Here is a 21,148-nt window from a genome sequence, read left to right on the forward strand (position 1 = left end):
AGCAGGACTGCGAATCCCGCTAACTTGGGTGTCCACTATTCGAGGGTAGCCTCAAGACCTCCATGAGGTCGCCGACATGTACCGGGCAGGTCAGATCATTCCGGAAATCGAACGCTACAGCCTCGACGACGGACTGGAAGCCTATCGGAAGCTGCAGGCCGGTGAGCTCTCCGGTCGAGCGGTTGTCGTCCCCCACGGCAATTGACCCTCACTCCACCCGCGCGTCGACTCCTTCGGCCCACCGATAGGGACGGGTGGCGAGCAGGGCCCCGACCGATCGGCGCAGACGCGAGACCTCAGCGCGGACGGTGACCACATGGTCGCCGTCCCCGTAGAGACGTTGGCTGAGGTCGGGAGCGCTGATCCCCGCAGCCCCCGCCGAGGTGACCGCCGCCAGAATCTGTGCCCGCCGCGGCGTGAGCGGAACGACCAGGGGCTCGGTGCCGGAATGGATATCGAGCACGGGCGGGTCCTGTCTCATCCGCAGAGTCACCGAGGCGCGACGGTCGCCGGTGGGCCGCAGCAGCCAGCCGCCGGTGATCTTCTCCGGCAGGCACAGACCGGCACCGGGGATGAGGATCGAACGGTCGGCGGCGGGCACCTCGATGCGGTCGCGGCTGCGTACTCCCTGCTGGTACGCCACCCATCCGGCATCGTCGACGACGAGGGCCGGACCGGAGGTGCCGGCGAGCATCGCCGACATCCGATCGCGCAGAGTGTTGAGTGCTTCCTGCTGCGCGATCATCAGCCTCGCCTCCGCCAGCCGCACCGCCGTCGTCACCAAGGACTGCACGGCCGGGTGAAGCGTCAGCGCCGGACCGCTGATATCGACGACGCCCAAGAGGGTCCCGTCATGCGGGTCGTGCACGGGCACGGCGCTGCAGTACCAGGGATGCTGCGAGGCTTCGAAGTGCTCGGCGGAGAAGAGCTGGACGGGTGCCTCCTCGGCCAGCGCCGTGCCGATGGCGTTCGTGCCGACCTTGGCTTCGGACCAATGCGCTCCTTCGACGAATCCGAGCTCATCGGCTTGCCGTCTGGCCGATGCCGCACCATCTCTCCACAGAATGACTCCATCGGCATCCGTGACGACGAGGATGAACGGCGCGGCATCGGGAGCCCGCAACAGCACTGAGCGCATCTCATCGACTACCAGTCGCAACTGGGACTTCCGGCGCCGAGTCTCCAGCTCGACCTCATCGGCGACGATCCGCGCATTCGCACCATCCGGGTCCAGCCCCAAGCGCAACATCCGATCCCACGAACGCCTGACCAGCGCGCGCGGCTGCACCGGGGGAGAGACCCCGGTGATCACGGCATCGTGAATGCGTGTCAGATCTCTGGCGAGATGCGCCAGATCCGGCTGAAGCATGCCTTGAGTATAAGACGGGAACGCATCCCTGACCATGGGGTCGAAGCTGTGGTGAGAATCCCGGCACAGCCTGGTCCATGCAATCCGATGCAACTCTTCCGAGCCGTGAACGCCCGGCCTAGTTTGGAGTCACTGAACTCAATGAGGAGGAGTGACATGACAACGACGCTCGACCGTCCCCAGCTGACTGCCGACGATATCGCGATGAGATGGCTGCAGGATTTCGAATCGGCGCTCAGCCGCAGGAACATTCCGGCCGCCGCCGGACTGTTCGCCACCGACAGCTATTGGAGGGACCTTGTGTCCTTCACCTGGAATCTCAAAACCGTGGAGAACCCCGATGGGGTCACCGACCTGCTCACCCACAACCTCGATCGTGTCTCGCCGGAGGAATTCGTACTGGCCGAACCGGCGGCAACCGCCGACGGAGTGACGGAAGCGTGGTTCACCTTCACCACCTCGGTGGGGCGCGGCAAAGGACTCGTCCGCCTCATCGACGAAGACGGCATCAAGGCCTGGACCGTGCTCACCACGCTGCAGGAGATCACCGGACACGAGGAGCCGCGCGGCACCCGCCGGGTCAAGGGTGCCGAACACGGCGTCGATCCCGAGCGGAAGAGCTGGTCGGAGAAACTCGCCGAGGAGGACGCCGCCTGGGGTAAGACCGCCGATCCGTACATCCTCGTCGTCGGTGGCGGACAGGGCGGGATCGCCCTCGGCGCTCGCCTCCGCCAACTCGGGGTGCCGTCCCTGGTCATCGACCGGTGGGAGCGGCCGGGTGATCAGTGGCGGTCGCGGTACAAGTCGCTGTGCCTGCACGACCCGGTCTGGTACGACCACCTGCCGTACCTGAAGTTCCCCGACAACTGGCCGGTGTTCGCACCGAAGGACAAGATCGCGGACTGGTTGGAGTTCTACACGAAGGTGATGGAGATTCCGTACTGGTCATCGACGACCGCCGCCTCGGCGACCTATGACGAAGCAGAAGGCCGGTGGACGGTCGAAGTCGACCGGAACGGAGAGAAAGTCACTCTGCGCCCGACCCATCTGGTGATGGCCACGGGCATGTCGGGCAAGCCGAGAATCCCCACTTTCCCGGGGTCGGACATCTTCGAAGGTGAGCAGCAGCACTCCTCGCAGCATCCGGGACCCGATGCCTATGCAGGTAAGAAGGTCGTCGTCATCGGCAGCAACAACTCGGCCTTCGACATCTGCGGAGCCCTGTACGAGAGCGGCGCCGACGTCACCATGGTGCAGCGCTCGAGCACGCACATCGTCAAGAGCGACTCGCTCGTGGAGATCGCGATGGGGGACCTGTACTCCGAACGCGCTCTGGAGAGCGGGGTGACGACGGAGAAGGCGGATCTCATCTTCGCGTCGCTGCCGTATCGGATCATGCACGAGTTCCAGATCCCGCTCTACGACCAGATCAAGGAAGCAGATAAGGACTTCTACCAGCGCATGGAAGATGCCGGGTTCGACCTCGATTTCGGCGACGATGAGTCCGGCTTGTTCCTCAAGTACCTGCGCCGCGGCTCGGGCTACTACATCGACGTCGGAGCCGCCGAGCTCGTCGCCGACGGCAAAGTGAAGCTGGCCAAAGGGCAGATTGACCACCTGACTTCTGACTCGGTTGTGTTGGCGGACGGCACCGAGCTGCCGGCCGACCTCGTCGTCTATGCCACCGGCTACGGTTCGATGAACGGCTGGGTCGCCGACCTGGTCGACCAGGAGACCGCGGACAAGGTCGGCAAATGCTGGGGGCTGGGGTCGGAGACGACGAAGGACCCGGGCCCGTGGGAGGGCGAGCAGCGCAATATGTGGAAGCCCACCCAGCAGGAGAACCTGTGGTTCATGGGCGGCAACCTCCACCAGGCCAGGCACTACTCGCTGTATCTGGCTCTGCAGCTCAAGGCCCGGCACGAAGGTATCGAGACTCCGGTGTACGGGCTGCAGGAGGTGCACCACCTGAGCTGAGCTCGGTGTGAAACCGAACCTGAGCGGCCGGGTGGCTGCTGATAGGTGGGCGCAATGGTCACGTTCTTTTGCTCGGGACGTGACCATTGCGCCCACCTGGTGCGACTGCCGGGGAGGTTCGCAGAAGGCAGGAGAACGTGCGCTAGAGGCCGAGGCGCACAGGTGGCTTAGAGCCCCAGGCGCGTGAGCACTCGCTTCACGTGATCGAGGGCCTCGTCCTGTGAGAGCCCGAAGTTCTGATTGAAGTACATGCCGTCGCCGATGAGCTGGATCGTCATCGCCAGATCAGCATCGCCGAGGTGGTCGTTGAGCACGTTGAACCAGGCTTCTCGGGTTCTGCGCAGAGCTGCCTTGGCGTCCTCGTTCTCGAGTGCGAGACAGCCGGCGGCGATGAGGCTGCGGTCCAGGGGAGTGCCGACCTCGGCCGAGGTCTCGAGGTAGTAGTAGTGGAGGCGCTCGCCGGCGGCCTTCATCTCTTCGATGTCGTCGTCGACCAGATGATCGAGCCGCTCCAGGCTGCCTTTGATGAGCTCGGCCTTCGACCCGAAATGATAGAGCAGGCCGCCCTTGGAGACTCCGGCCTTCGCGGCCACTGCGTCCAATGTTGCTCCGGCTGTGCCGTGTTCGTCGAGGAGCGTATCGAAAGCGTCGAGCAGCTTCTCCTTGGTTGCGGTCGGATTGCGTGCCATGACGTCGAGCCTAGTCGACGTCGCTGGGTGACCGGCCGATAGGACGCGACTCGCTTGCGAGGTGTGACTCACCGATAGGATGAACGCAATGCTCGGACACGGGGCCATCGGTGCGGTGCTCCCCTCAGGGTGTCACGAGTCCAATCGTCGAGGAGAGCGTTGATGGGCCAGCAGCCGATTCGCGATTTGGAGTGGACGCGCGCCCGAGACGTCCGGCGCGAGCTCGAGTCGGAGACGAAGGACGCCCTCATCGCCGGTGCCCGGAGCGTATTCTCGGTCAAGGGATTCGACTCCGCGACCATCGGTGACATCACCTCGGCGGCGGAGGTCTCGCGCCCCACCTTCTACGTCTACTTCGCGACGAAGGCCGAAGTGTTTCTCGCCGTAGCCACAGTGCTCAAAGACGAAATCCTCGAAGCGCACCACTACCAGAAGCCGCTCGCCGATGATCCGGTGCTGGTGGCACGGGCTTCGATCGAAGCATTCATCGATATCTACGTCGACAGCCTCGAACTCCTCGCCGTCATCGAGAGGCGGGCGGCGACCGATGTGCAGGTGGCCGAGCTCCACGCTGTCATCGTCGGCAGGCCGCGACGGCGGATTCTGCGCCAGATCACTGAGGTGCGCGAGGCGGGACTGGCTGCTCCCTTGGTGGATGAAGAGTATGCTGCACGACTCATGGACACGGTGATCGTCGACGCCGCCACGCAAATCCGCAAGGCTCCGGAGAGCTTGAACTTCTACGTCGAGCAAGCCACCCGCGTCTACTTCGCCATCATCGGGTTCCATCGGTCGCTCGACGTTCTCACTGACCAGTGACAGATCGCTCGTGCCCGAGCGGTCCGCTGCGACCGTTTTCACCACTTGCACAAGAGGCTCAAGTCGAATAGAACTGTGATTGACACAGTTGTCAATCAGTCGGTGGTCATCGCAGACCGCTGAGAAGGAGCATTCATGTCCGGTACTGCCACAGACTCCGCACCTGCCTCATGGGACGATGCCGCCGCAGAGCTCGCGAGCCTGCGAACACTCTGGCCGAGGGAAGTTCCGCACCAGGCACCTGACCCCGTAGCCGGGCCAGGACTCGCCGAGACTCTCTCCCACTGGGCAGCGACCCGCCCCGATTCCACCGCTATGAGCTACTACGGGTGGACCTCGTCGTGGGCGCAGCTCGAACGTGATGTCGCCTCGATCGCCGGGTGGCTGGCCGGTCGCGGAGTCCGCAAGGGCTCTCGGGTCGGCGTCTTCATGGGCAACTGCCCGCAGTTCGTGCAGGCGTTTCTGGCGATCGCGTGGCTTGGGGCGGTCTACGTCCCCGTCAATCCGATGTACCGCACCGAGGAGCTGCGGCATCAGCTCGCCGACTCCGGCGCCTCCCACCTCATCGCTCATCCCCAGTCGCGCAGTCTCATCGAGGCTGCCCTCTCGCAGATCGACGACACCGTCGATGTCACCTGGACCGATCCGGCCGCGGTCTTCGCTGCACCGACGTCGAAAGCCGCGTCCGACGACAATGCCGACCCAGCGGTCACCTCGTCGGAGGACCTGCCTTATCCGGTCCCCGCGCCCGAGGAAGCGGGGGACTGGGAGCGCGTGCTCGCCTCGGCGCCGGTGGAATCGGTCCCCGCCGATCCCGACCGGCTCGCCTCCCTCAATTACACCGGTGGGACGACCGGCCTGCCGAAGGGCTGCGAACACACCCTTGGCCATCTCGCGTACACAGCGGTCTCCGCGATGGCCGGACTCGCCACCGCCCCGGGCCGCGACCGCGCCGTGTGCCTGGGATTCCTCCCGATGTTCTGGGTCGCCGGTGAGAACTTCGGCCTCCTGCTGCCGATCTACTCGGGCGGGGAAGTCGCCATCATGGCCAGGTGGCACCCGCAGGCCGCTCTGCGCACCATCGCCGACCGCGGCGTCACCCAGATCGTGTCCCCGGCCGACGGATACGTCGAACTCATCGACCTGCTCAAGACCGACGAATTCGTCGACACCGACCTGTCCTCCCTCGAGATCTGCCAAGCCGTGTCCTTCGTGCGCAAACTCGACACCGAACTGCGAAGCCAGTGGCGAGAGGCGACCGGCACCATTCTGCGCGAAGCCTCGTACGGAATGACCGAAACGCACACCTCTGACTCGTTTACCCTCGGCCTGCAGGACGGCGATCGAGACCTCCAAGCCGAACCCGTCTATTGCGGCTTCCCGGTGCCCGGCACCGACATCGTTATCGTCGACATCGATCTCAACCCGGTTCCCGTCGGCGAGATCGGTGAGATCCTCGTGCGCTCGCCCTCAGTGACCACCGGTTATTGGAAGAACGCGAAAGCCACCGCGGACACCCTCATCGACGGGTGGCTGCGCACTGGTGACACCGGCCGCTTCGATGATCAGGGAGCGCTGACCTATCTCGCCCGCACCAAGGAGATGATCAAGGTCAACGGCATGAGCGTCTTCCCCGCCGAGGTGGAATCCCTGCTGCGCGCCCATCCCGGCATCGACACGGTCGCCGTCGCCCCACGCGATGACGTCGACCGCGGACAGGTCCCGGTGGCCTTCATCACGACCGCCGAAGGCGCCGACGTCGATAGAGACTCCCTGACCGCCTGGGCGAACGAGAACATGGCCGTGTACAAAGTCCCCGAGTTCGTCATCGTCGACGGCATGCCGATGACCGCGACCGGAAAGATCCGCAAGACGGTCCTCCTCGAGGAGCTGTTGGAGGGCGATCAGTGAGCGCGCGTTCCCTCCCGGAGTCTCCTGCGGTCCTCATCGCCAATCGTGGTGAGATCGCCTGCCGGATCATCCGCACGGCCAAGGCCCGCGGGCTGCGGACCATCGCGGTGAGATCGCAGAGCGAGGAGGGCCTCGGCGTTGCCGCGGGGCTGCACCTGCGCCTCGCCGACGAGGTCGTTACTCTGCCCGGCGCGGGCGCTTCGGCCTATCTCGAACCTGAAGCGATCATCGCGGCGGCGACGTCCGCGCAGGCGACGTTCGTCCACCCCGGGTACGGGTTCCTCTCCGAGTCATCACGGCTCGCACGGGCCTGCGCCGAGGCGGGGCTGACCTGGATCGGTCCCAATCCCCAAGCGCTTGAGCTCTTTGGTGACAAACGTGCGACACGGCTGCGCGCGGGCGAGCTCGGCATCCCGACTCCGCCTGCGACCGAGCTGCTCGACCTCGCCGATGAGACCGCCTCCGCTGCCGCGCTCGAGAGCGCGCGCACGTTGCTGACCGCCAATCCCGCCGGCATCGCCGTCAAGGCCCTGGCCGGAGGCGGCGGACGCGGGATCCGCATCATCACCGATCAGGCTGAGCTCGGGCCGGCACTGCGGGCGTGCTCAGCCGAGGCGGCCGCGGGATTCGGTGATGACCGCATCTTCGCCGAGGTGCTCGTGACCGGATCCCGGCACATCGAAGTCCAGGTCATCGGCACCGCCGAGGGCATCGCGGTCCTCGGTGATCGCGACTGCTCGATCCAGCGCCGCCGGCAGAAGCTCATCGAAATCGCCCCCGCGCCCGGTCTATCGGACGAGATGCGCGTTCGCCTGCATGCCGATGCCGCCCGACTGACCGAATCGGTGGGGTATTCGTCACTGGCGACGGTCGAATTCCTCGTCACACAGGATGACTACCACCTCCTCGAGGTCAATCCGCGGATCCAGGTCGAACACACCGTCACCGAGGCGGTCGCCGGCCTCGACCTCGTGGCCGCTCAGCTCGACGTCGCTGCCGGTCGAGTGCCCGAGGGTATCGGCACCGCGGCGACTGGCGGCACGGCTCCACCTGGGAGTGTCGTGTCGCCTGCCGGTACGGCGTTGGAACTGCGCGTCTCGGCCGAAACGATGCTCGACTCCGGCGAACCCGCCCCGAGCACCGGTCGGATCGACGCACTCACCTGGCCGACAGGACCAGGTGTGCGCATCGACACCTGGGTGGCCGCCGGTATCGAGATCACGGGATCCTTCGACCCGCTGCTCGGCAAGATCACCGTCGGTGCCCCGAGCCTCGAGGCGGCAGTGGCCGCTGCATCACAGGCACTTGCCGAGACCACAGTGAATGGAGTGCAGACCAACGCGACGCTGCTGGAGGCCATCATCGAGATCCTCGAACCGGGTGCAGCGACGACCGCGTCATTCGACGACCACGCGGGTGAGATCGCCCGCCGAGCAGAAGAGATCCGCGTCGACCGTGCTCGTGCCGACGACACTATCGGCGGTGGCGGTGGACAGAGCGGCAACCTGGCAGCTGATAGCCGAGCGACCGTGGACGAGGGCAACCTCGAACCGGGGGAGTCGCTGTTACGTGCCACCGTATCGGGAGCCGTCGTGTCCGTCGGTGAGGATCCGCGCGAGTACGTGGTCATCGAGGCGATGAAGATGCACCATCCCGTCGCCGGACCAGCCTCCACAGGAATCAGACACATCGTCGAGCAAGGAGACCAAGTCACGGCCGGTCAGCCGATCGCCGTGCTCAGCGGATCCGAAGACGCCGGAGCCGAGGTGGCCGACACCGTCGAACCGCACCCGGGAGTCGCCGAAGTCCAGGCGCGACATGCCGCCATCAGCGATGAGGCACGCGAATCCGCGGTGGCGAAGATCCGCGCACGCGGACGCCGCACGGCACGCGAGAACATCGCCGACCTCGTCGACGCGGGCAGCTTCGTCGAATACGGGCCGTTGGCGATCGCCGCCCAGACCCGTAGGCGCAGCCTCGAGGACCTCATCGCGAAGACTTCGGGCGACGGACTCATCGGCGGACCTGCCCGGGTCGACGGCCATGACGTCGTCGTCATCAGCTACGACTACTCGGTGCTCGCCGGAACGCAGGGCACCCGCAACCACGCCAAGACCGACCGGCTCATCCAGCTCGCTGAGACCAAACAGGTGCCGATCATCCTCTTCGCCGAAGGCGGGGGAGGCCGGCCCGGAGACACCGACCGAGGACCGACCTCAGGTCTCCAGGTGCCGACGTTCGCCTCCTTGGCCAGACTGCGGGGGAAGCTGCCGCTCATCGCCGTCGTGTCCGGCCGCAGCTTCGCCGGCAACGCTGCTCTGGCGGGAGTCTGCGATGTCATCCTCGCCACGCCTGAGGCGAACATCGGCATGGGCGGTCCGGCCATGATCGAAAGCGGGGGCCTCGGAAAGTACCGGCCCGAGGACATCGGCCCGGTCCCGGTGCACACGGCCAACGGAGTCATCGACATCGTCGCCGCAGACGAGGCCGACGCCGTCGATCACGCCAAAGAAGTGCTCAGCATCCTGTCCGGGACGACGCTGACCGCCAGGAGTGCGGTTCCCGAGCCGACGGGTAAGAGGGCGACCGACGACGACCGGGCCGAGCGCGTCCGGACCATCGTCCCGGCCGACAGACTGCGAACCTTCGCCATCCGCGACGTCATCGCGGCGATCGCCGACGAGGGGACGTTCACGGAACTGCGCGAGCGGTTCGCGCCCGGCGCCGTCACCGGTTTCATCCGCGTCGACGGCGTGGCCTTCGCCGTCATCGCCAACGACAACCACCACCTCGGCGGGGCTATCGATGTCGATGCTGCACGCTCTTTCACCCAGCATCTGCGGCTGGCTGAGGATCACGGGATCCCGGTGCTCTCGCTCATCGACACCCCCGGCTTCATGGTCGGTCCCGAAGCGGAGCGCGAACCCGGAGTGCGAGCCTTCGGCGACCTCTTCGTCGCCGGCGCAGCGCTGAGCGTGCCGGTAGGGGCCGTGATCATCCGCAAAGGCTACGGCCTGGGAGCGATGGCCATGGCGACTGGCGGATTCGACTCCACCGCATTCACGATCGCCTGGCCGAGCGGCGAGATCGGTCCGATGGGGCTCGAAGGCTCGGTGCGTCTGGGCTACGCGAAGGAGCTCGCGGCCATCGCGGACGAGGACGAACGAGCCGCACGCGAAGAGGAGCTCATCGCGGCCGAATACGAGCAGGGCAAGGCGATGAGTGCGGCGATGATCTTCGACATCGACGACGTCATCGACCCGGCTGTGACGCGAGAGTGGGTACGTACCCTGACCCATCGCTGAGCATTCCACTTCCCGCTTTTAAACTGTACCGTCCAGACGGTACAGTGGTGGGCATGACGACGACACTGACTCCACAGCTGCGAGCCGGTCGGCGCGAATGGGCCGGCCTTGCGGTGCTCATGATCCCCGTGCTGCTGATCTCGATCGACAACACGGTGCTCGGCTTCGCGATCCCCGTGATCAGCACCGGCCTGCATCCGACCGGCACGCAGCTGCTGTGGATCGTCGACATCTACGCGCTCATGCTCGCCGGTCTGCTGGTGGCTATGGGCAGCCTCGGCGATCGAGTCGGGCGCCGCAAACTGCTCATCATCGGGTCCGCCGGATTCGGTGCGGCCTCACTTCTCGCGGCGTTCTCCACCTCGGCCGAGATGCTCATCCTCGCCCGCGCACTGCTGGGCATCTTCGGCGCCACCCTCATGCCCTCGACGCTGTCACTCATCCGCAACATCTTCGACCACGACAAGGACCGCCGCATCGCGATCGCCACCTGGGCCGCGATGTTCTCCGGCGGTGCCGCTCTGGGTCCGATCGTCGGCGGCTTTCTGCTCGAGCACTTCCACTGGAGCTCGGTCTTCTTCATCAACCTGCCGCTCATCGCGCTCTTCATCCCCGCGGCCGCCATCCTGCTGCCCGAATCGCGCGATCCGAACCCCGGCCGCTTCGACTCGCTCTCCATCATCCTGTCGATGCTCGCCCTGGCCCCGCTCGTCTTCGCCATCAAACACAGCATGGCGTCTGGTGCCGACCTCCTCTTCTGGTTCACCCTGTCCGTGGCGATCGTCGCCGGCGCCAGCTTCGTCCTCCGCCAGCTCGCCACACCGAACCCGATGCTCGACGTCCGTCTGTTCGCGAACTGGGTGTTCACCTCGGCGGTGGTGTCGAACCTGCTGAGCGTCATGGGCCTGGCCGGGTTCCTCTACTTCGGCACCCAGCTGCTCCAGCTCGTGCTCGGACTCTCTCCGATCGACGCTGCCCTCGTGCTCATCCCGGGACTGATCACCTCGGTCGCGGCCGGCTACCTCGCGGTGCCGCTCATCGCCCGCTTCGAACCGCGCGTCGTCGTGCCCTGTGCGCTCGCGCTCAACGCCATCGGCATGGGCATCATCGCCTTCACCTCCGAACACTCCGTGGCGGGAATGCTGCTGGCCTTCCTTATCCTCGGCATCGGACTCGGCACCGCCGAGGTCATCACGAACGACCTCATCCTCGCCGCGGTTCCCGCTCACAAGGCCGGAGCCGCCTCGGCGATATCGGAGACCGCCTACGAATTCGGATCCGTCATGGGCACGACCGTGCTCGGCGGGCTCTCGACCTTCATGTACGGATCCGCGCTGCAGTCCGCGATCGGGGACACAGCAGACAAAGCCGAGTTCGATACACTCGGCTCCGCCCTCGAATACGCGTCCGGACTGAGTTCCGCAGCCGGTGAGCGGATCACCGAGGCGGCGGTGTCGGCCTTCGACTTCGGCGTGCAGTGGGCCGCCGGTGCGGCCATGGTCCTCGTCCTCGTCGCCGCTGTGCTCACGAGCTTCGGCCTCAAAGGCGCCGGGCGACTCCTGCCGAGACCAGCCTCCCGATCTGATTCCGACCGCTGAGCCCGCTTAACGGGCAGTGGGCGCTGGGCGGTGGACGCCGTGCAGTGGACTCCCCACGAAAATAGGTCAGCACCGGATACTTCTTGGGGGTAGAGAGTATCCGGTGCTGACCTATGTTCGGCGCCGTTTACGACACAGGACTGGGGAGACGTTCCTCGGCGCTGAGCCGGGACCATCTCCCCAGTCGCTGGTGATTGCCGCCGCCGGAACCGTACCCAGCAATCACGGCGGCCTACGCCGCGGCCGCGGGGTCAGCCCTGCGACGAGTTCGCCGGAGCGAGCGAATCCTGCGTCGCCTGCTTCTGCCGTTTGCGGGCCAGCACTCGGCCGATGCCGGTGTAGACCAGAGCGGCGATGAGCACGACGTAGATGACGATCGTGATCGGCGAGGACACCAAAGTCGACGCATCTCCGCCGGCCGCCAGCAGGGCATCACGCAGGTTCGACTCGGCCAGGGGCCCGAGCACCATGCCGATCATCAGCGGAGCCAGCGGCACACCGTAGCGCTTGAGCACGAAGCTCAGCACGCCGATGCCCAGCAGGATGAGCAGCTCGAACGTCGAGGCGGACGTCGCGTAGATGCCCAGGCCGCAGAAGACCGCGATGCCGCCGTAGAGGTACGGGTCCGGGATCTTCAGCAGCTTCGCCCACAGCGGAGCGAACGGCAGGTTGATGATGAGCAGGACTACCATCGCGACGAAGAAGCTCGCCAGCAGACCCCAGACGAGCTCGGGGGAGCGGTCGAAGAGCAGCGGACCAGGCTGGATGCCGTACTGGCGGAACGCCGCGAGCATGATCGCCGCCGTCGCCGAGATCGGCAGACCCAGAGCCAGCAGCGCACCCATCGCGATGCCCGTCGTCGCCGATCCGGCCGCCTCGGGGGCGGCAAGACCACGGATCGCGCCCTTTCCGAACTGCGGATCCTTCCGCCGGGAATCGAGCTTGCGCTCCAGGCCGTAGGCCATGAACGTCGGAACATCGGCACCGCCGACGGGGATGACACCGAAAGGCAGACCGATCGCCGTACCGCGCAGCCATGCCGGCAGTGCTTCGCCGACCTCCTTGCGGGAGAGGAACGGGCGGCCCGAGGAGCTGACCGTGTTGTCCGTGGCCTGGCGGCGGATCCGGGAGGCGATGAAGAACACTTCGCCCAGCGCCAGCACACCGACCGTCACCGTGACCAGCGAAACTCCGTCGAAGAGTTCGGGGACACCGAGAGTGAACCGTTCAGTACCTGAAACCGAGTCGATGCCGATGACGGTGAAGCCGATGCCCAGCACCAGAGCCGTGAGCCCCTTGAGCACCGAATCGGCGACCACCGAGGAGGTGGCGACGAAGGCGAACAGGGCAAGGGCGAAGAACTCGGCCGGGCCGAAGCTCGTCGACAGATCCGCTAGCGCGGGAGCGAGGAAGACGACGAGGAAGCAGGAGATGAACCCGCCGATGAATGCGCCGATCGCAGCGGTGGCCAGAGCCTGCGGGGCCCGCCCGGATTTGGCCATCTTGTGACCTTCGAACGTCGAGGCGATCGCAGAGGCCTGCCCCGGGGTGTTCATGAGGATGGCCATCGTCGAGTCGCCGAAGAGCCCACCGAAGTAGACGCCGGCGAACATGATGAACGCACCTGTGGGGTCGAGCGCGAAGGTCATCGGCAGCAGCAGAGCCACCGCCATCGACGACCCGAGGCCCGGCAGCACGCCGACTGCGGTGCCGAGGAAGCAGCCGACGAACACCCACAGCAGGTTCATCGGGGTCAGAGCGTGTGCGAAGCCTTCGAAGAGGGACATGAGAGCGTCCATATCAGAAGCCACCTCCCAGAATTCCCGAAGGAAGGTTGAGTCCCAGCATCACCGCGAAGGCGATGTAGACCAGGGACGAGAACGTCAGTGCCAGAGTGAGGTCGAACAGCGGCTTCTTCGATCCCATCGACCGGGCCACACACCAGAACAGCAGCGCTGCGGCGATGATCCACCCGGCGAATTCGAGGATGAGGGCGAACGCCGCGAAACCGCCGGCGCCCCAGGCCAGGGACACGAAGTCACTGTGAGTGCGGTGCGTCGAATCGGCCTTGCGGGCGGCGGCCAGAGCTGCGCGGTCGTCCTCGGGTTCGTCCTCCTCATGAGGGGAGAGCCGAGAGGCCGCGACCGCCGAGGTGACCGGAGTCGAGAACGCCTTGTCCTCTTCGACCTGGGCCGGTACCGCATCGTCGACATCGACGGTTTCGGGATTGCGGATATAGGCAATGACCAGCAGGACCGTCAGCGCGTAGCCGACGAGCATGATGATCGTCGGGAAGAACTGCGGACCCGGTTTGTCCGCATCCGCAGGCACGTCCATCGTGAGGATGCCGACCAGCAGATAGGTCGAGAACGCTCCCATGATGAGGGGAACGATGAGTCCCGACCTTCCCTGCCACCAGGTTCCCGCGCCGAGGTGGCCCGTGCGTTTCGTCGTCTGTGCGTTCACAGCCCCAACTCCTTCAGCAGCTTCTCCACCCGTGACGAGTCCTCCTTGATGAACTCGGCGAACTCGTCGCCGGTCAGCCACACGTCGGTCCACTTGTTCCGTTCGAGGGCGTCCTTCCAGGCCGCGCTGTCGCGGGTCTTCCGGAGGATGTCGAGCAGCTGGCCGGATTCCTCGCCGGTGATGTCCGGCGCGCCGAGCCAGCCGCGCCAGTTCGTCAGCGTGACCTCATAGCCCTGTTCGGACATCGTCGGAACCTCGTCGAAGCCCTCGACCCGCTTCGGGGCGGCCACGCCGATGGCCTTGACGCGTCCGGCTTCGATCTGGTCGGAGACCTCGTTGAAGCCGCAGGAAGCGAAATCGGTGGTCCCCGAGAGCAGCGTCTGGATCGCTTCGCCGCCGCCGGACTTCGGGATATAGGTGATGTCGGACGCGGCGATCCCGCCGAGGAGCGCGAGCTGCGCGATCGTGAGATGGTCGACCGAACCCGCCGAACCGCCCGTCCACACGAGCCCCTTCGGGTCCTTCTTCCACGCGCCGATGACATCGTCGATCGTGTTGTGCGGGGAATCGGCGGCGGCGATGAGGACGTCGTAATCCTCGGCCACGCGGGCCATCAGGGTGGTGTTGTCGAATCCGACCGGCGACTTGTTCAGTGCGATCCCGCCGACCATGGCGGTGCCCGTGGCCAGGATCGTGTCCGCCCGACCATGCATCGTCGAGAACTTGCCGAGGCCGATCGTGCCGCCGGCTCCGGGGATGTTGACGACCTGGGCGTTGTTGGCCAGCCGGTCGACGCGCATGGCCTGCTGGGTCTCGCGGGCAAAGCCGTCCCAGCCGCCGCCGGCGCCGGCCGGAGCGATGAGGGTGAGATTCGACGACAGGTCGCCCTTCGCCGAGGCGGCCCTGACCGAGTAGGTCGTCGCCGTTCCGATCGCCGCCAAGGCGATCGCCCCGTAGGCGATGCGTCCGAAGGTTCGTCGCGAGGGATGGGAGGATTCGACCGTCGAATCCTCGGGAGGTGGCGCCTGTGGCACGGTCTTCTCCTTTGAAGGCGAGTGTGATTCGAGACTCACCTTAGAGCTTGCTGAGTGTCCACTGCGAGCTTGTGCTCGCTCTGCGCGTTCTGCTCATTGAGCGCGTTGAGTGCATTCTGCTCACGGCGGGTCATCGCTGCGCGGCGTCGCCTGGTCGTCGCGGGCCGTCGGTTCGTGGTCACTCCCCGAGGCATAACCGCGAAGATCGGGGAAACGCCTCGGCCGACTGACCGCAGACGAGGTGGGCGGGCGGAGTGACTAGGGTGGGACCATGACCGATGCCGATTCTCCTGCCACCGTTCCTTCAGCACAGACCCCGTCCAAGGTCGGGACCAAGTCCGAGACCGGGGCCTCGACAGCGACCACCCCCGCTTCCGCACCGGTGGCGAAGAAAGTTTCCTTCGAACGCACCCATCACGGCCATACCTTCATCGACGACTACGAGTGGATGCGCCAGAAGGAGTCGCCCGAAGTCATCGCCCACCTCGAAGCAGAGAACGACTGGACGAGCGCACAGACGGCTCACCTCGAACGGCTCCGGGATTCGATCTTCACCGAGATCAAGACGCGCATCAGAGAGACCGATATGTCCGTGCCCAACCGGCGCGGGAACTATTGGTACTTCTCCCGCACGAAGGCCGGGCTCGACTACGGCATCAGCGTCCGGATCCCCATCTCTGGGCCCGATGACTGGACGCCGCCCGAGGTCGGCGAAGAACCTCTGCCCGGCGAAGAAGTCGTCTTCGACTCGAACATCGCCGCCGCCGGTCAGGAGTTCTTCTCCCTCGGCTCCTTCTCGCTCTCGGACGACGGCAGCAGACTCCTCTACGGTGTCGACACCACCGGCGACGAACGCTACACCCTCCGACTCCGCGACCTGGCCACAGGAGACGACCTCGCCGACACGATCGAGGGCACCTTCGCCGGAGCCTCCCTCGGCCCGAGCGGTCGCTTCGTCTTCTACACCACTGTCGACGACGCCTGGCGGCCGGAGAAGGTGTGGCGCCACGTGGTCGGCACCGACAGCAGCGACGACGTGTGCATCTTCGACGAACCCGATGAGCGCTTCTTCGTCGGATCGGGATTCTCACGTTCGGGCCGGATGATGTTCGTCGTCACCGGGTCGAAGACGACCACCGGGTACTGGGGCGTCAGCGTCGACGACCTCGGAGCCGAACCGCAGGAGATCTGGCCCCGTGTCGACGGCGTCGAATACACCGTCGAGCACGCCGTCATCGGCGGTGAGGACCGATTCCTCATCACCCACAACCGCAATCGCGCCGATTTCGAGCTTGTCGACGTCCCCGCCGCGGATCCGACCGCGCCCGGTCGCGAGGTCATCGTCACCGAAGCCGCAGGCAGCATAGGAGAACTGCGCCATGGCGAACTGCGCAGCGGCGAGACGCACGACGGCGAACTGCGGGTCGATGACCTGCGCATCGAAGATGTCGACGCCTTCGCCGACTTCATCGTGCTCAGCTACCGTCGCGGCGGCTTCGCCCGCGTCGGCATCATCCGCCTCGGCGATGCCTCCTCTCCCTTCGGGCCGCTGCAGGAGCTGCCCTTCGACCGGGAGACCGGAACCCTGTCACTGGGCGGCAATCCCGAATTCGCACAGACGAGCGTCCGACTGCATTTCACCTCCATGTCGACGCCCGCGGTGCTCTATTCGCACAGCGTCGCAGACGGAACTGACACGGTCCTCAAGCGTCAGCCCGTTCTCGGATCCGTCGACCTCGACGCCTACACCGAAACCCTCCTGTGGGCGAATGCCGGCGACGGCACCGACATCCCGATCTCGGTGGTCTTCCGCAAGGACCTGCACCGGTCCGACGGACACGGCGAACACGACGAACCCAGCAATCCCGCCTCGCCGGAGGACCCAGCGGACGGAGTCGGCGCGGAAGAGGCGAACGGCAGCGCCGCCTCGGCGAAACCGCTGCTCCTCTACGGATACGGTTCGTACGAGGCGAGCATGGACCCGTACTTCTCGGTATCGCGGCTGTCGCTGCTCGACCGCGGCGTCGTCTTCGCCATCGCGCACGTGCGCGGCGGCGGCGAAATGGGCCGACACTGGTACGACCAGGGCAAGACCACGGCGAAGAAGAACACGTTCACCGACTTCATCGACGTCGCCCGCCACCTCATCGACACCGGGTGGACGAGTCCGGATCGGCTCGTGGCCAGCGGCGGATCGGCCGGCGGCCTGCTCATGGGCGCGATTGCGAATATGGCGCCCGAGCTCTTCGCCGGAATCAGCGCCGACGTGCCCTTCGTCGATGCGCTCACCTCGATCCTCATGCCCGAGCTGCCCCTGACCGTCATCGAATGGGAGGAATGGGGCGACCCGCTGCATGATCCGCAGGTCTACGAGTACATGCGCTCGTACTCTCCCTACGAGAACGTCACCGAGGCGGCCTACCCGCAGATCTTGGCCGTGACCTCGCTCAACGACACCCGAGTCCTCTACGTCGAACCCGCGAAATGGGTCGCCCGACTCCGCGAGGTCGGTGCGAACGCTCTGCTCAAGACCGAAATGGTCGCCGGTCACGGAGGAGCCTCCGGGCGGTATGACGCCTGGAGGGAGATCGCCTTCGAATACGCCTGGATCCTCGACGTGCTGGGACGAACGGACGTCGAAACACAGGCCTGAAGGGACGACTGTCGCCGCAGATAACGATACTGGGACGATTGTCTCCAAAACCCGGATTCGGCACCCGGTGTCAGTGCCGGGCCATAGAGTGGATATCATCACATTCGACGTGATGCGCGTCATGAACTCAGAACGGTCTGAGTGACCGCGGCGCATCATTCATCTGCATTGCCGTCACTGTTCTTGCGTGCGAGGAGCGGCGGTGTCGAATGCAGAATTCGTGACGGATCCGCACCGGCGGATCGAAATTTCCGAAAGGGAGAAGAATGCGTCTCAGCAAAGTGGCCACAGCGATGGTGGCAGTCGGTTCGATTCTTGCGGTTTCGGCCTGCGGCGGCGGTGAGAGCGGTGGCGGCGAAGGCGATTCGTTCTCCATCGGCGTCTCGCAGCTCGTCCAGCACCCGGCGCTCGACGCTGCCACCGAAGGCTTCAAGAAGTCGTTCGAGGATGCCGGCGTCGACGTCGAATGGGACGTGCAGAACGCTCAGGGCGAACAGGCCAATGCGACCTCGATCGCTCAGCAGTTCGCCAGCGACGACCTCGACCTCGTGCTCGCCGTGGCCACCCCGGCCGCTCAGGCCGCAGCCCAGGCGATCACCGACAAGCCCGTGCTCTTCACCGCCGTCACCGACGCCGAGGAGGCCGGACTCGTCGATTCCAATGACAGCCCCGGCGGCAACGTCACCGGCACCTCCGACCTCAACCCGGTCGAAGAGCAGCTGAAGCTGGTCAAGGACGTCAAACCCGATGCGAAGACCGTCGGCATCGTCTACAGCTCCGGTGAGGTCAACTCGCAGGTGCAGGTCGATCTCGCGAAGAAGGCGGCAGAGGGCCTCGACGTGAAGATCAAGGAGGCGACGATCGCGAACTCGGGCGAGCTCGCTCAGGCCGTGGACTCGCTCGGCAAGGTCGACGCCTACTACGTGCCCACCGACAACAACGTCGTCTCGGCAGTGTCGACCATGGTCCAGGCGGCAGAGAAGAACAAGGCTCTGCTCGTCGGGTCGGAGGCCGGCCAGGTCGAATCCGGCGCAGCGATCACCCGCGGCATCGATTACACGAAGCTCGGCGAACAGACCGGCGAAATGGCTCTGAAGATCCTCCAGGACGGAAAGAAGCCCGCCGAAATGCCCGTCGAGACCAGCTCGAATCTCGAGCTCGTCGTCAACCCGAAGGCCGCCGAGGCCCAGGGTGCCGAGATTCCGCAGAAGCTCATCGACGAAGCCGACAACGTCATCGAGTGATCGACGCACGCAACACCCCGTGACCCGGTGCAGCGAGGTCTGAACTCCTCGATTCCACCGACGTCACCGGCCCCGAGGCCGCCGGCGCTGACCCCGGCGACCTCGGGTCCACCACGAACCACACACCAGAAATGAACGGAAACCCATGTTCGGAGCATTGGAGCTCGGGCTCATCTACGGCGCGATGGCGCTCGGGGTCTATCTGACCTTCAAGGTCCTCAACTTCCCCGACCTCACCGTCGACGGAAGCTTCACCACGGGCGGCGCCACCGCAGCCTCCCTCATCATCGCCGGGGTCAACCCCTTCCTGGCCACGCTCGCGGCGATCGGCGCCGGACTCATCGCCGGCTACATCACCGGCCTGCTCCACACGAAAGGCGGCATCGACGGACTGCTCGCCGGAATCCTCACGATGATCGGCCTGTGGTCGATCAACCTGCGGATCATGGGGAAGGCGAACCTGCCGCTCCTGCGAGAAGACACCGTGTTCACCCCGCTGCGCGAGAACATGCTCATGGGCACCTGGGTGTCGATTGCGATCCTGCTCGCCTTCGCCCTCATCCTCAAGTTCGCCATCGACTGGTTCCTCACCACCGATCTCGGACTGGCCATCCAGGCCACCGGCAACAACAAAGAGATGATCCGCAGTCTCGGCGTCAACACCGACAACTCGACGATGCTCACCCTGGCGCTGTCGAACGGCTTCGTCGCGCTCTGCGGAGCGCTCGTCGCTCAGTACCAGGGGTTCTCCGATATCAGCATGGGCATCGGCCTCATCCTCGTCGGGCTCGCCTCGGTGATCCTCGGCCAGGCCGTGTTCGGCAGCCGCAACATCGTCATGGCCAGCCTCGGCGCACTCCTCGGGTCGGTCGTCTACCGGCTCATCATCTTCCTCGCCCTGCGTGCGGGCCTGGATACGAACGATATGAAGCTGACGACCGCGCTGCTCGTCGTCATCGCACTGCTGCTGCCCAGGTGGGGATTCCTCAAACGGATCCCCTCTCTGCGCGGACGCGGAAACCGCGCGGCCGCCTCGGTGCCGGCGGGACCGGCCGATAGGAAAGACCCCGCCGAGGTCGCCGACATCCCTGCCGGCGCGACCGGCGCCCGAGCCGGGAAGGAGATCTGAGACCCATGCTCACGATCGACAACATCTCCAAGACCTTCTTCCCCGGCACCGTCAACGAACGCAAGGCACTGCAAGGGCTTTCGCTCGAACTCGACGAATCCGACTTCGTCACCGTCATCGGCTCCAACGGTGCCGGAAAATCGACGTTGCTCAACACCATCTCCGGCCGCCTGCCCATCGACTCCGGGTCGATCACCATCGACGGCGGCGAGGTGTCGCGGATGCCCGAATACAAGCGAGCGGGATACCTGGGCCGAGTCTTCCAGGACCCGATGGCCGGAACCGCTCCGGACCTCACGATCGAACAGAACCTCTCCCTTGCGCTCAAACGCGGACAGCCGCGCGGGCTGGGGCGGGGGACCACCTCGGAACGGCGCAAGCACTTCAAAGAGGAGCTGGCGACTCTCGAGCTCGGCCTCGAGAACCGGCTGAAGACGAAGGTCGGACTGCTCTCCGGCGGACAGCGGCAGGCACTGAGCCTGCTCATGGCCGGATTCACCCAGCCGCGGATCCTGCTGCTCGACGAGCACACCGCCGCTCTCGACCCGCAGCGTGCAGCCCTCGTGTCGACCCTGACGAAGAAGATCGTCGAGGCCGACGGGCTGACCACCCTCATGGTCACCCACAATATGGAGCAGGCGATCGCGCTGGGCAACCGGCTGATCATGATGCATGAAGGGCGGATCATCTACCAGGCTTCGGCCGAGGAGAAGAAGGACCTGACCGTCGAGACCCTGCTCGACGAATTCTCCAAACTCAAGGGAGCGACTCTCGGCGACCGGGCACTGCTCAACTGAGCCGTTACTCGATAGCCTCTGAAGCGCATGGGTGACGAGCTCGCTGGAGAGCGGCCGCGCGCATGACACCCGGCCGAGGCACATAGGAGGGTGGTTCACACCGCGGGGTGCGGACCACCCTCTCTTCCGCACTGGCGAACTTTACCAACCGGTTGGT

The 21,148-nt window shown here is 65.6% G+C and carries 15 protein-coding genes; 10 read left to right on the plus strand and 5 right to left on the minus strand.

The features are described from left to right. Window positions 1–76: 76 nt before the first annotated feature. Complete coding sequence (locus ACTIIH_RS10445) at window positions 77–205, plus strand: hypothetical protein (RefSeq protein ID WP_441451676.1); 129 nt, start codon at window positions 77–79, stop codon at window positions 203–205. A gap of 3 nt (window positions 206–208) precedes the next feature. On the opposite strand, the gene ACTIIH_RS10450 is transcribed toward ACTIIH_RS10445, so the two are convergent. Then, window positions 209–1,369, minus strand: a complete 1,161-nt coding sequence (locus ACTIIH_RS10450) for a GAF domain-containing protein (RefSeq protein ID WP_441451677.1) — start codon at window positions 1,367–1,369, stop codon at window positions 209–211. A 156-nt stretch (window positions 1,370–1,525) separates the two neighbouring features. Here ACTIIH_RS10450 and ACTIIH_RS10455 point away from each other — a divergent pair, with 156 nt between their 5' ends. Next, window positions 1,526–3,346, plus strand: coding sequence for a flavin-containing monooxygenase (locus tag ACTIIH_RS10455; protein ID WP_441451678.1), 1,821 nt, complete (start codon window positions 1,526–1,528; stop codon window positions 3,344–3,346). Between the two features lie 167 nt (window positions 3,347–3,513). On the opposite strand, the gene ACTIIH_RS10460 is transcribed toward ACTIIH_RS10455, so the two are convergent. Beyond that, on the minus strand, window positions 3,514–4,035 hold the full coding sequence (locus tag ACTIIH_RS10460) for a TetR/AcrR family transcriptional regulator (protein WP_173156752.1): 522 nt from the start codon (window positions 4,033–4,035) through the stop codon (window positions 3,514–3,516). Window positions 4,036–4,197: 162 nt separating this feature from the next. On the opposite strand from ACTIIH_RS10460, the gene ACTIIH_RS10465 reads away from it, so the two are divergent. From ACTIIH_RS10465 to ACTIIH_RS10480, 4 genes are all read left to right on the plus strand, one after another. Next, on the plus strand, window positions 4,198–4,854 hold the full coding sequence (locus ACTIIH_RS10465; protein WP_441451679.1) for a TetR/AcrR family transcriptional regulator: 657 nt from the start codon (window positions 4,198–4,200) through the stop codon (window positions 4,852–4,854). A gap of 135 nt (window positions 4,855–4,989) precedes the next feature. Beyond that, a complete protein-coding gene (locus ACTIIH_RS10470) occupies window positions 4,990–6,765 on the plus strand; it encodes an AMP-binding protein (protein WP_441451680.1) in 1,776 nt (591 codons plus the stop codon). Next, window positions 6,762–10,070, plus strand: coding sequence for a carboxyl transferase domain-containing protein (locus tag ACTIIH_RS10475; protein WP_441451681.1), 3,309 nt, complete (start codon window positions 6,762–6,764; stop codon window positions 10,068–10,070). Before ACTIIH_RS10470 ends, ACTIIH_RS10475 begins: the two co-directional genes overlap by 4 nt. 53 nt (window positions 10,071–10,123) lie before the next feature. Then, complete coding sequence (locus tag ACTIIH_RS10480; RefSeq protein WP_441451682.1) at window positions 10,124–11,668, plus strand: MFS transporter; 1,545 nt, start codon at window positions 10,124–10,126, stop codon at window positions 11,666–11,668. 251 nt (window positions 11,669–11,919) lie between these two features. Here ACTIIH_RS10480 and ACTIIH_RS10485 read toward each other — a convergent pair whose 3' ends face one another. The 3 genes from ACTIIH_RS10485 to ACTIIH_RS10495 are packed head-to-tail and all read right to left on the minus strand — an operon-like array spanning window position 11,920 to window position 15,168. Beyond that, window positions 11,920–13,467: a tripartite tricarboxylate transporter permease gene (locus ACTIIH_RS10485; RefSeq protein WP_441451683.1), complete on the minus strand. Its 1,548-nt coding sequence runs from the start codon at window positions 13,465–13,467 to the stop codon at window positions 11,920–11,922. Window position 13,468: 1 nt separating this feature from the next. Beyond that, window positions 13,469–14,134: a tripartite tricarboxylate transporter TctB family protein gene (locus ACTIIH_RS10490; protein ID WP_441451684.1), complete on the minus strand. Its 666-nt coding sequence runs from the start codon at window positions 14,132–14,134 to the stop codon at window positions 13,469–13,471. Next, the gene (locus ACTIIH_RS10495) at window positions 14,131–15,168 is read right to left on the minus strand and encodes a Bug family tripartite tricarboxylate transporter substrate binding protein (RefSeq protein ID WP_441451685.1); all 1,038 of its coding nucleotides are present in this window, start codon (window positions 15,166–15,168) and stop codon (window positions 14,131–14,133) included. Before ACTIIH_RS10495 ends, ACTIIH_RS10490 begins: the two co-directional genes overlap by 4 nt. A 271-nt stretch (window positions 15,169–15,439) precedes the next feature. Here ACTIIH_RS10495 and ACTIIH_RS10500 point away from each other — a divergent pair, with 271 nt between their 5' ends. The 4 genes from ACTIIH_RS10500 to ACTIIH_RS10515 all read left to right on the plus strand — a co-directional run bounded on the left by ACTIIH_RS10500 (window position 15,440) and on the right by ACTIIH_RS10515 (window position 20,991). Beyond that, window positions 15,440–17,821 (plus strand): S9 family peptidase, encoded by a 2,382-nt coding sequence (locus ACTIIH_RS10500; RefSeq protein WP_441451686.1) that lies wholly within the window; start codon window positions 15,440–15,442, stop codon window positions 17,819–17,821. Between the two features lie 266 nt (window positions 17,822–18,087). Continuing rightward, a complete protein-coding gene (locus ACTIIH_RS10505) occupies window positions 18,088–19,065 on the plus strand; it encodes an ABC transporter substrate-binding protein (RefSeq protein ID WP_441451687.1) in 978 nt (325 codons plus the stop codon). Window positions 19,066–19,210: 145 nt separating this feature from the next. Further along, the gene (locus ACTIIH_RS10510; protein ID WP_441451688.1) at window positions 19,211–20,194 is read left to right on the plus strand and encodes an ABC transporter permease; all 984 of its coding nucleotides are present in this window, start codon (window positions 19,211–19,213) and stop codon (window positions 20,192–20,194) included. A 5-nt stretch (window positions 20,195–20,199) separates the two neighbouring features. Next, entirely contained in the window at window positions 20,200–20,991 is a 792-nt protein-coding gene (locus tag ACTIIH_RS10515; RefSeq protein WP_441091519.1) for an ABC transporter ATP-binding protein, read from the plus strand. Window positions 20,992–21,148 lie beyond the last annotated feature (157 nt).

Source organism: Brevibacterium sp., from assembly GCF_052105255.1.
GTDB classification, from domain to species: domain Bacteria; phylum Actinomycetota; class Actinomycetes; order Actinomycetales; family Brevibacteriaceae; genus Brevibacterium; species Brevibacterium linens_B.